This window comes from Calothrix sp. CBUCES-K 9914, from assembly GCF_059640475.1.
Map to the genome: position 1 here is coordinate 1 of NZ_JBXXZH010000275.1, position 11,352 is coordinate 11,352.

Here is an 11,352-nt window from a genome sequence, read left to right on the forward strand (position 1 = left end):
TCGCTTAATTCAAGAATTTTACGAACCTTGGAAGTGTGCTGGGTTGCGAGTCATGGAAAACGAGTTTGACACTGCACACCCAACGTTTGTACATACAACGACTTTCGGCAGTGAGGAACATCCAACTCCCGATAAAATGGAATTGCAGGAACACGAGTGGGGAATTGATTTTTGGACGGTGTTAGGAGTGACAAACCCCAAATTACAGCAAGAAAACCTTAAAATTGAAGAAAACCAGGTAGTGCGAACAATGCATATGACTTGGTACATGCCATTTACAGCCCAACTACGAATCGGTTATCCTAACGGTTTAGTTCATATTGTTGTAAATACAGCCACACCAATCGACGATTCGACTTCTCAAATAGTACAATTTTGTTTACGTAACGATACAGAAGCCGAAACAAAAGCAGAAAATGCAGTAGCTTTTGACCGCGCGGTTACTTTGGAAGATAAGGTCATTTTGGAAACAACTGACTATGACGTGCCGCTTGATATTACCAAAGAACAGCACATGATGACCGATAAACCTGGTATCTTAATGCGACGAAAGTTTTCAGCACTGCTCAAAGCTCATGGAGAAGTTGAGCAAACACACAAGTAAATGTACGTAGGGTGCGTAACGCTATAACAATATTTCAACGAAGCGAATAATCTTGTAGCGTTACGCACCATAAATATCAACAGTAACCAAAAAAGCTGAATAGTAATGTAAAATTTGCTACTTATCCTCAAACAATAGCTCACCTCTGTGTAAGCGGTAAGCCATTTGATAAGTTTGAGCTTGCGCGCGCATTGTTGGAGCATGTGCCGCTAAATACCTTGTTGCCGCAATCAAAATGTGAAAGGCGCCTTCTTTATGAGATTTACCTAATAAATGATATTGTCTAAAGGCTGCTTCTATTTCTTGAATAACGTGGAAATCACGGTTCTCTCGCAACATTAATTTACCTAACATTGCCATCAATAACTCTGGTTTGCCACCACTATATAGATACTGAGCAACTAATTTCCCAGCTTCGTTTACTTGTTGCTGACGGTCTAATAAATCTGGTAGTTGGTTAAGCAAGTTCTCTGGGTTCTCTGTAATATCTTTTGGTTCAGGAATTCGTGCTGGTGGAACATTTAAAAAGCGGTTGAGATAGACACTCATGGCGCCATCAAACACACCACGTAATAATTCTAATGAAGGCACGCGCTGCAAACCTTCATGCACAGCATTGGCATAAGTAAAAGGATGGTGTGCTGCATCCCAGTCGCCAAAGTCGTTATTAGTGTGGAAACGAGCAACGCGCAAAGCAGCAGCATAAGTTACGGTAAGCGCTAATTGTTCTTCTTTGGCGCCAGAGCGTAAAGCATTAAGCAGTGCATCAACTATAGCTTGGGCATCATCTCCTAAAAGAATAGTAATTAATTCATCCTGACCATACCAACTATCGCGGCGCCCACTTCCTTCCTTCAATACCGCAGGTAATTGTTCAAACGCATTATCAACAATTGCTACTAAATCTACAGGATAACGCCACCCACTAGATTCTTCCATGCGAGAAGCACTTGTTAAAGGAACAACCAAACTTGCTAACACCTGTTCGGCGCCTTGCCAGTCTACAAAATCAAGTGCTTCCAGCGCTTTATTAATAAAATCAACAGTATGGCCAACATCAAGGAAACGATGGTCAGTGGCAGCAGCAAACAGCATATCTACAATTTGCACTCTGGATAAACCCGTGCGGACAGCAGTTACCAAACAACGTTCTGCTGCTTCGCTATCTCGTCGTTCGATAAATTCGCGAAACCAATTTTTGAGAGTGTTTGCATCAACATTTGAATTGGGCAATGGATGAACGCTAAAGTGTGGTGGTGCTTCTGCACTATCGCGCGCAACAGCAGAAAGTCCTTGATAAAGCGCACAAGGTTTATCTTCTGCATCTAAATAAGGCAACAAATTCATCATCGAAGTCAGGATAGTTAAACCACTACTCCAACCTTGCTTATTGTAACGGGCGCCGAATTCTAACCCCATCCTAAAAATCTCAGCAGCATCAACCTGCTTATCCAGAGCTATCACAGATTTGGCAATTACAAGAGAAATACCCTGTTCTAAACCATCTTGAAGTCGTTGACGTTGGTGTGTAATAAAATCAACTTGAGGTGTTAAATTTACCCAAATCTCGCCCGAACGAATTTCTACAGGAAACGCGCGGACATCATCAGCCCAGGAATCAAAAGTACCACCGCTATCAAGGTCAAAGCGTGCGTAATGCCAAGGACAAGTAACAATGCCATCTTTACAAATGCTGCCATGCAAAGGAAAACCCATGTGTGGGCAACGATTGTCAATGGCATAAACTTTACCATCGTTGTAGAAAAGAGCAATAACATGTTGTTCCAAATTAACGACTTTACTGCCCTCTGTTTGTACTTCAACTAATTTAGCAGCAAAGACGTAGCGTTCTTTTGTATATGTTGAGTTTTCAAATGTTTGAGTCATAATTTTTTTATTAATGATATTCCGCATCGTGTAGAGACGCGATGTTCCTCGCGTCTCTACAGCAATTTTCACAAATTCTTAAATTTTTACGATGTTTGCTCCTATCTCTTACTGTGACAAAATAAACAGCTTTTGGAGCAAAAATAATTTTAATTTTTGTAAACCTACCTTCTCTTCTTTCTTACCTTTGTTTCCTTTGCGTTCTACCCTGTGGGAAATCCTCCAGATTATGCGGTTCGTTATTTAAGAGTTAATTTCAGATGAAATTGAAACATCATAGAAAATTGCTATTATGACCTATTTGAGTGCTGCTCCTTCTGAGAATAAAGCACCTGTCAAATTAACATTATCCCAGTTAACATGATCTAGTTTTGCTTGCCGAAAATCAGCCTGCGAAAAATTGCTGCCAGAGAGATTGGCGAAAGAAAAGTCTGCATGATTAAAAGTTGCTCTGATAAAACTACCATCGCGGAGGTCTGCCTGTTTCATATCAGCGCGGTTGAAACCTGTGTTGTCTGCCTTGACCATATAAAGTACTGCCTTATGCAAAAGGCTACCGAAAAACAGAGAACCTGTAAGCTCGGCGCCAGTGAAGTCAGCATACTCCAATAATTAAGACTTTCATTTCTTGCCGAAAAATAAGCTTTATAACGGGGAGCTTGTCTTCTGTGTAAACCAGGCAGATAAAAATTGCTTTTTAAAGTGCTTACAGCTGCGATGAACTCGTCATGATTATACGGATTAGGCGCCCGTTCATCTAAACCCCAGTGAGTTGGCGTAAATCTTTTTACACTTTCAAAAGCGTTTAACAAACGTTCCAGACCTGTACGGCAACGAAGAGAAATCTTAGTAATAATAGTTACTTTAACTTTATCAGGCATGGCGTGACCTTTAACCCTCATTAAATTGATATGAAAATTAAAAATTACCGTTCATAGGCTACTGCACAATAAGATATTATGTAAGTACATTATGTACATACAAGCAAACATGAGCAACTCTTATAGCATTCGTAGTACAAAAATCGGTAACAGCGCGGGGTTTCGTCTACCTGCAGAGTTTTATCGGGAACATCCCCAGTTTGCTAACGCAGACGGTTGGATAGAGGTGTTATCTCCTGATACGGCAATTGTGCGGATTGTTCCCCCTGACGATGACGAAGAAGAAGATTCGCTGATGATGCGGCTTTTTCTCGATTTTGCAATGGCAGAAGCTCTCAAAAATAATACGTTGCGACCTTATACAGTTGAGATGTCTGAAGCTGTTCATAAATTAATTGACGGTGTGGAATTAGAAGATGAGTCAGAAGAAAATAGCTAAGTTCGTTAGTAACGGCTGGGAGGTTTATTTTCACCCGCAACTATTTGATACTCAGTTTCAAGAATTGTTTGACCGTGTTTCTGATTTGCGTGAAAAATTACCAGAAGTTGAATATAAAACCCACGCGACAGTCAAGTTATTAGCAGCAATTACAATTGCAATTGAAACTAAAATCCCAGCTAACCCAAGAGCAAGTTATTTTGCATTAACAGGGGTATTAAAACGATATGGGCGCCTGAAGAAGATGGGTTTACCTTCAAGATATCGTCTGTTTTTTCGAGTCTTTGATACCCCAGATTTAAAAGTAATTGTTATTCTGTGGCTAGGGTTTCCTCGTAAAGAGGGCGCCAAAGATGATTGTTACGAAGTGTTTACCAAGATGGTAACACAAGGATATTTTCCAGATAGTTTGGATGAATTAGTGCCAGAATCTGATGCAACTGGAGAAGAATCAGAGAAATAAATAATAAAAAGCGTTTCTAGTATTACGACCAGAGACGCTTAAAATCATATCTATGGATTTGGTTATAAATTTTGTTGCAATTGCTGAACTTGCTCTATAGTTAAGCCTGTAGCGCGCGCTACGGTGTACACATATCTCAAAAAATCCCGAATTTATAAGCCTCTCACCCTATAAGGGTGGGACTACACGGACAAAGCCCGACCCTTCAGGGTAAAGGAAATTTATATGTACACCGTAGCCTTCCACGCGGGGGTTGGGGGGATTTTATTTTCCAACTCCACAAAATTAATGACACGAATTAGTAGATTAAAGAGTGAAAAGTAAATATTTTTTAAATACAGGAATATTTTAGACAGTTGTACTATATAAATAACGGTAGTAGAGACGTTACATGTAACGTCTCTACGAATGTTGCATCATTTCTGTCAGGTTTATGCCTAAACGCCTTCTAGTTGTAGAATCTCCTGGTAAAGTCAAAAAGCTTAGTCAAATTCTCGGCGCCGACTGGATAGTGCGTGCGAGTTGTGGTCATATTCGCCAACTTAGCGATGAAGGAGAGGATTCGCTAGGTTTTACTATGGACGACAATAATGTCAAGTGTCGTTATGTCGCGCGCGATAGTCAAGCTAGGGAAACGATACAAAAATTAAAGTCTGCTTGTTCCCAAGTGCAGGAAGTCGTTTTAGCAACTGACCCAGACCGAGAAGGTGAAACTATTGCTTGGCATATTAAAGAAGCTTTGGGGTTAAAAGAACCGAAACGTGTCGTATATACAGAAATTACTGAAACTGCTGTGCGTGCGGCAATTGCAAATCCTCGCAAGCTTGATTTTAATTTAATTGGCGCCGGCTTGTGTCGAGATTGTTTGGATAAACTAGTTGGTTATAAAGGAAGTCCTTTAGTTTGGGCATTAAATAATGGCGCCAAAAGTGTCGGCAGAGTCCAGAGTGCGACTCTACATTTAATATGTCAACGCGAAAGGGAAATCCAAACATTTGTACCCCAAGATTATTGGAGCGTATGGGTTGACTACGCTGAGGGGTTTAGAGCTTTTTATAAATGTTTATTAAATACTCAAACTGAGGTGCCAGCAAACCAAGAAGATGTTAATGATGATGCTGCTACTAAGAATGATACACAGGCGCCAGAATCAACGCGCGTTCTTTCCGAACAAGAAGCAGACCGTTTAGTTGAAGAAGCAAAACGTCATCCTCACCATGTCGTTCAATACGAAGGAAAACTTAATTATCGTCAACCTCCTCCAGCGTTTATAACTTCTTCGCTACAACAAGCTGCTGGTTCGAGGTTGAAATTTTCTCCTGATAAAACCATGCAGGTTGCACAAAAGTTGTATGAAGCAGGGTTAATAACTTACATGCGGACTGACTCAGTAATGTTGAGTCCTGAGTTTTGCGATAGCGCGCGCAAGTGGTTACAGCAAAACGACCCGCAAAACGTTCCCAAAAACACAGCCAGACATCGTAGTAGTAAAACTGCTCAAGAAGGTCACGAAGCTATTCGTCCTACAGATGTATTTAAACCTTCAGCGCAGATACGACTAGAAGTAACTAATGATGAATTTGACTTGTATGTAATGATATGGAAGCGCGCGGTAGCTTCTCAATGTTGTCCGGCTCAACTGCGTAAAACGTTGATTATTACACAGTCGGGTGATGTATTATGGCAAGCGAGAGGTCAAGTTGTGGAGTTTCTTGGTTACGCGCGTTACTGGTCGAACTTAAGTAAAGACACACTTTTACCAACATTACAACAAGGGCAAGAATTAACATTAGAAGACGCAGGTCACGAAAAGAAAAAAACTCAACCACCACCACGTTATACCGAACCCAAGTTAGTGCAATTAATGGAGCGTAAAGGTATCGGGCGCCCAAGTACATATTCTCCCACGATTGCCACCCTCAAAAAACGTACTTATATAGAGTTAGCAAAAGATATATTACACCCGACAACACTGGGGTTAGAAGTCGATGATTTTTTACAAAAAGCATTACCAGATTTATTAGAAACAGAATTTACCGCCAAAATGGAAGATGTGCTGGACACAATAGCTTCGGGTAAACAAGCTTGGCAGCGTTATCTCATTGACTGGAATCAAAATTATTTTGCCCCAGCTATTGCCAAAGCTAAAACAGTACCTATCACTCCATCAAACGTCAAGAATGCTGGTAGTACGAATCAACGTAATTATGAAACTTCTCGAAGCAAATGTCCTGAGTGCAAAAACAACTTAGCCAAAATACCCAGCAGCAAAGTTAAAAAGAAATATTTTCTCAAGTGTGTCAGTGGTTGTGACAATATAGTTTTATTTTGGAGCGAGTATAGCAAATCTTGGGAGGCGCCTCGGTCATCAAATGGCGCTACTGCAACTGATGCTGTAAAAACAAACTTGGACGGTGGCGCCAGTGCAACAAAATCTCAAAAATCACAAAATAAAGCTGCTAACTTCACAAAATTTCCTTGTCCTGTTTGCAAAACACCGTTGTCAGAGTACAGCTATGTTAAAGACGGACAAAATAAAACGATGCTGCGATGCTCTAACCCTGACTCCCACAATGATAGTAAACACAAAGATGTAGCTTATTTTAATACAGCGAAAGGGTGGTGGAGTCCTAAGTTTGGTGAGTTGAATTCATCGAACTCATCAGATGGCGCCTCAACAGCCAAAACCACTAAAACAACCAAAACTGCTCAACCGACTAAGACACCTACTACAGGTAAAGTTACCAAATATCCCTGTCCAGTCTGCAAAAAACCACTTGAAGAGTACAGCTATACAAAAGACGGACAAAATAAAACAATGCTGCGGTGTTCCAACCCAGACTCCCGAAATGATAGTAAACACAAAGACGCAGTTTATTTCAATACAGCGAAAGGGTGGTGGAGTCCTAAATTTGGTGAGTTGCCGATTAAAAAGGAAGTTTAACATTTATAAAGGTTGCTTGTAACAATCAATACGAAGAAATTTATAGAAATGTGAAGAACAAACATGATTGTAGCCCACTGTACATGACTGAAAATAATAGTTATGGGAATAATAAATCATGCAATCACCTCACATACTTAGTGACCTTCGTTGCGGCTCGGCTAACCACCGAGCTATTTATTTGCGCTTTTTTTGCGATAAATACGGATATTTTTATTTAAGAAGTAACTAAAGTTACTATTACGGGCGTGTTTTGGGTTTTTTTCAGAGATTTGGCTGAATGGTGTAGAAATGTATAGTATCTTGAAGAGATGAAAAGATAAACTATTTTAAGATGCAAACGTTTTTAACACCTCCCCCAATGCAGTTGTCGGTTAGACCTACACAAAATAAGATTCAACCAAAAAAAATTGTCGCACTAGGGGATAGTTTAATATATGGTTTTGGCGACCCTGAAGGCGGTGGTTGGGTTGAGAGATTACGCCGTACTTGGATGTTGCCAGATAGTCCGGGTCATGTATTATATAACCTGGGAGTGCGGGGTGATAGAACGATGCAAGTTGCCCAACGCTTAGAAGTTGAGTTTCGCCACCGTGGAGAATTACGGAACCGTGTCCCTGATTTGATTATTCTTTCAGTGGGAGTTAATGACTCCGCGCGCGTGGGTCGTATCGATGGTAAAAATTACACCGATTTTGCCCGGTTTGAACTCGAAATAGCTACGCTACTTGAACAAGCACAACGGTTATGTCCCGTGCTTTTCGTGGGAATGGCGCCTGTAAACGAAAGTGAAATGCCATTCTTAGATTGTTTATACTATAATCACGCCGATCAATACCGTTATAAAGAAGCAACTCGTACAGCTTGTGTAGAAAGGGGAATACCCTATCTTGATATTTTTGATTCTTGGATAACGTGCGGTCAAGACTTTATTAATCAACGTATTGGTGAAGACGGACTACATCCAAACACCCTAGGCTACAAAACCCTCTTAGAACAAGTTATAAATTGGGAAGACGCGATAAATCCCTGCGTGAAAACCTCCGGTTTACGCATCTCTACTCAGCACTCATCACTCAGCACTTTCAACTCTTTATGACTCCTACTTTATTTGGTCGTTGGCAAACTCGCTTATTACTACTAGCAACGGTTGGTGTCATCGTCTCACTTCCTTTTGTAGTGGGTTTAGTTGGCGCCAGTCCGGGACTAATATATTTTTGGATACTTGCTTATGTGGCAATATTCGGAATTATTTGGGATGTAGTTTACGACCAAATGCAAAAGTATCGCTGGGATAGAGACTGGCCTGCAGCATATCAGCTAATTGCAGGAATATGGGAAATGGTATTTGTGTTTTGCGGCGCCAAGCTATTTGGATTTCTACCAATTCCTATACCCAAAGAACGATTAGACCCAGGAATCTTTCTGCTGCATTACAGCGCTGTATGGCTAGCTATCTTTATTACTTCACAAAGCTTAATGCGAATTATATTCGTTCGCTGGCGCTTTCGCGGTGGACAATGGTTGTAATCTTACTGTAATAGTGTAACACTAAAATAAGACTCAATACCATATATCGACCTTTCAATTTTCATTTAAAAGTTTCCTGTAGCTTTTGAATATAATAATCGCCCACAACAACAGGCTCATATATGCCGGGAGAATCAGCATCACAACAAGCTGGAATACAAGCAATTTCAGCATCATAATTCGGCACCGCAAAACAAACGATAGAATATCTTTCTAATGCACTACTAAAATCAACGGGAACTGCTACTCGGTGTTTTGTGGAACGAAAGCGGTCGTTTGTCCACAATTGCATCAAATCCCCTGTATTTACTAGCATTGTCTCTGGAATGGGGGGAGCCGCAATCCATTCTCCCCAACTGGTATAAATTTCTAACCCTTCTGCTCCATCTTGAAACAGCAATGTTATGCTACCCCAGTCAGTGTGGGCGCCTAAACGAGGTTGTCCAGGTTTTGGAGCTTCTTTTAATGCTGGATAATGGAGAAAACGCATTATGTAGTCTTGCGTTGTATGCAATGCAGTAAAGTAATTTTCTGGTAAATTGAGAGCCATCGCAAAAGCTTGTAAAACTTTACTTGTTGCAAGTGAGCAAGCATGAAGTAATTGTAACGACACTTCCTTAAACTCAAGATATTCTGGAAGCCATTTGCTAGGTTGATTCGCAAGAACTGCATAAGGACGACCTGCAAATACATTTAACTCAGATAGATTTGGCTCTCTACCGAATAAAAAAGACTCCTTTAAATCGCCTGGTTTATTAGGGTCAAATGACTGAGACTCTAATTTTTCGTAACCACGGGCGCTCTCATCCATCAAGATTTGCTGTTTTATTTCTAAAGGTAAAGAAAAAAAATGCTGGGATTGAGCAAAGGCTTTTTTTAGTAAATCTTGAGAAACTCCATGATTTTTTAAATAGAAAAATCCGAATTCGCAGCAAGCTTGAGCAATTTGTTGAGCAACTTGAAGTTGGCTGTTAGAATTACCATCTAAAAACAGAGCAAAATCAATAATCGGTACTTGAATTGATTGAACAGTTAACTGATTAACCATCGATGGATTCTCCTATATTCGATATCTATATAGCTTTAACAGTATTATATTGAAAAATCAAAGTATCGGAAAGTGCTACAAACAGCCGCACCCCTAGAGCGCCAGAGAGTGTAGAAGTAGTTGACAGAAAAGTCTAATTATGCTTGTCCCTATGCTCGTACATTTCGGCGCCTTTGATTGTTAATTTTGGCTAGCACGTATTAAGCAGCAACGTTAACGTTAACTAAGTACTGTGATTTCTTTACAGCAGTAATTTCAAGAATATAGTCTCCTGTTTGAGGTAATAAACCTTGCCATCGTGTTGGCTCGTTTATATTGGTATTGATTGCTGTTACTATAGTGATGCCGTCTGGGTCAATCAATTTTAAATTTACATCACCCTGTAACACTTCTAATTTTAACTCTTGTCCTTGGTTGCAAGTAATTGCATAGCGGGTAATTTCATTTGCTCTCGATTTTCCTTGAAGTGTAGTATTCCCAGAACCCTGTAAAATGCTAACTGGTGGAATAGTTACTTGTGAGTTTCCAACAGAGCTTGATACTCTTAATTTTGCGATAGTGTCTGGAATACTATGACTCCGAACTTTTAATTGGCGCCTATTCAGATAAACTCGTAAACCTGCTGTTAACCAACCTGTTATTATTAAAGCTAAAGCAGGAGCGATAAGAGGAACCCAGCCTGATTGGGTGAAAATATAAAACGTTGTGATTAATAATATAAGTAATATTGCAACTTTACTAGGAAATAAAATCCAAAAACGACGCAGTGGCCAAGAAAGAATACCTCCTGCAAGTGCCCAAAATGAAATCCATATAATTTGTTCTTGTTCCGACCAAATTCTTAGTAAAGAACGATTGTTTGTGGCAGCATTCAAAATTTGACTAACTGTTTGTGCTTGAAGTTGTATGTCACTAATTCGGCGCCGTTGACTATAGGGAGTGTAAAAACCAGGATTAGACTTGTTAATTACATTAGTACCAATAATGACAATACGATTTTTTACTAAGTCGGGGTTGATACGATTTGCCAGCACATCATCTATATTTACTTGTTGGGCTATTTCTCCTGCTGAATGATAATCAAGCATTATTTCATAACCACGCGCTGATGTCCGACGATACCCTCCAGAGTTAGCATCGAGAGGTTTTATGGAAACTTGACCTATCTTCCAATCTCCTTTCGGAGTAAAGTCTGTATGTAAACCTTGCTGTTGGAGAAATTTGGTTGCTAGTATTGCTGCGAAGGAATACTTTGCTGTGCATTTTTTGCTTGTGTCAGGATTTGCAAATAGTAAACTGCGTCGAACAATATTATCGTCGTCTACTAGCACATCGTTAAAACCAACATTTTCTATTGGTAGTAATGCTAGTGTTTCTGCTGCTCCAGTACCAAGTTTACAAACTCCAATGATATTATCTTGATTATTTTGGCGCCCGAATTCATTCAAGTTTCGTTGGGGTTTGTATAAATTTAAACCAATTACACTAGGTTGGTAAGATTGAAGTTTTACTAATAGCTGATTTATTGTATCGTTATTCTTTTGTGCTAACTTATC

Annotated in this window: 10 protein-coding genes; 6 read left to right on the forward strand and 4 right to left on the reverse strand. The window is 40.0% G+C overall.

Annotated features, from left to right (window positions below):
* On the forward strand, positions 1-604 hold a 604-nt coding region (locus AC2JBO_RS37425), incomplete at its 5' end, for a Rieske 2Fe-2S domain-containing protein (RefSeq protein ID WP_496958704.1).
* Positions 605-721: 117 nt separating this feature from the next.
* On the opposite strand, the gene AC2JBO_RS37430 is transcribed toward AC2JBO_RS37425, so the two are convergent.
* Entirely contained in the window at positions 722-2,491 is a 1,770-nt protein-coding gene (locus tag AC2JBO_RS37430) for a Rieske (2Fe-2S) protein (protein ID WP_496958705.1), read from the reverse strand.
* Positions 2,492-2,788: 297 nt separating this feature from the next.
* Positions 2,789-3,019 carry a pentapeptide repeat-containing protein gene (locus AC2JBO_RS37435; RefSeq protein ID WP_496958706.1) on the reverse strand — a complete coding sequence of 77 codons (231 nt, stop codon included), beginning with the start codon at positions 3,017-3,019 and terminating at the stop codon, positions 2,789-2,791.
* Between the two features lie 462 nt (positions 3,020-3,481).
* Between AC2JBO_RS37435 and AC2JBO_RS37440 the strand changes: the two genes are divergently transcribed.
* The 5 genes from AC2JBO_RS37440 to AC2JBO_RS37460 all read left to right on the forward strand — a co-directional run bounded on the left by AC2JBO_RS37440 (position 3,482) and on the right by AC2JBO_RS37460 (position 8,748).
* Complete coding sequence (locus AC2JBO_RS37440; RefSeq protein ID WP_496958707.1) at positions 3,482-3,811, forward strand: hypothetical protein; 330 nt, start codon at positions 3,482-3,484, stop codon at positions 3,809-3,811.
* On the forward strand, positions 3,789-4,274 hold the full coding sequence (locus tag AC2JBO_RS37445; protein ID WP_496958708.1) for a type II toxin-antitoxin system YhaV family toxin: 486 nt from the start codon (positions 3,789-3,791) through the stop codon (positions 4,272-4,274). Before AC2JBO_RS37440 ends, AC2JBO_RS37445 begins: the two co-directional genes overlap by 23 nt.
* Before the next feature lie 433 nt (positions 4,275-4,707).
* Complete coding sequence (gene topA, locus AC2JBO_RS37450) at positions 4,708-7,218, forward strand: type I DNA topoisomerase (protein WP_496958709.1); 2,511 nt, start codon at positions 4,708-4,710, stop codon at positions 7,216-7,218.
* A gap of 334 nt (positions 7,219-7,552) precedes the next feature.
* A complete protein-coding gene (locus tag AC2JBO_RS37455; protein ID WP_496958710.1) occupies positions 7,553-8,317 on the forward strand; it encodes a GDSL-type esterase/lipase family protein in 765 nt (254 codons plus the stop codon).
* Positions 8,314-8,748, forward strand: coding sequence for a hypothetical protein (locus AC2JBO_RS37460; protein WP_496958711.1), 435 nt, complete (start codon positions 8,314-8,316; stop codon positions 8,746-8,748). The genes AC2JBO_RS37455 and AC2JBO_RS37460 overlap by 4 nt, the downstream gene beginning before the upstream one ends.
* Positions 8,749-8,809: 61 nt before the next feature.
* On the opposite strand, the gene AC2JBO_RS37465 is transcribed toward AC2JBO_RS37460, so the two are convergent.
* Positions 8,810-9,796, reverse strand: a complete 987-nt coding sequence (locus AC2JBO_RS37465) for an isopenicillin N synthase family dioxygenase (RefSeq protein ID WP_496958712.1) — start codon at positions 9,794-9,796, stop codon at positions 8,810-8,812.
* 200 nt (positions 9,797-9,996) lie between these two features.
* Positions 9,997-11,352: CHASE2 domain-containing protein (locus tag AC2JBO_RS37470; protein ID WP_496958713.1), on the reverse strand; the 1,356-nt coding region annotated here is incomplete at its 5' end.

Bases quoted from the DNA above. Each gene is read 5' to 3' on its own strand.
- AC2JBO_RS37445 (WP_496958708.1), top strand. From the start codon at position 3,789: ATGAGTCAGAAGAAAATAGCTAAGTTCGTTAGTAACGGCTGGGAGGTT.
- AC2JBO_RS37435 (WP_496958706.1), bottom strand. From the start codon at position 3,019: ATGGTCAAGGCAGACAACACAGGTTTCAACCGCGCTGATATGAAACAG.
- topA (WP_496958709.1), top strand. From the start codon at position 4,708: ATGCCTAAACGCCTTCTAGTTGTAGAATCTCCTGGTAAAGTCAAAAAG.
- AC2JBO_RS37440 (WP_496958707.1), top strand. From the start codon at position 3,482: ATGAGCAACTCTTATAGCATTCGTAGTACAAAAATCGGTAACAGCGCG.
- AC2JBO_RS37460 (WP_496958711.1), top strand. From the start codon at position 8,314: ATGACTCCTACTTTATTTGGTCGTTGGCAAACTCGCTTATTACTACTA.
- AC2JBO_RS37455 (WP_496958710.1), top strand. From the start codon at position 7,553: ATGCAAACGTTTTTAACACCTCCCCCAATGCAGTTGTCGGTTAGACCT.
- AC2JBO_RS37430 (WP_496958705.1), bottom strand. From the start codon at position 2,491: ATGACTCAAACATTTGAAAACTCAACATATACAAAAGAACGCTACGTC.
- AC2JBO_RS37465 (WP_496958712.1), bottom strand. From the start codon at position 9,796: ATGGTTAATCAGTTAACTGTTCAATCAATTCAAGTACCGATTATTGAT.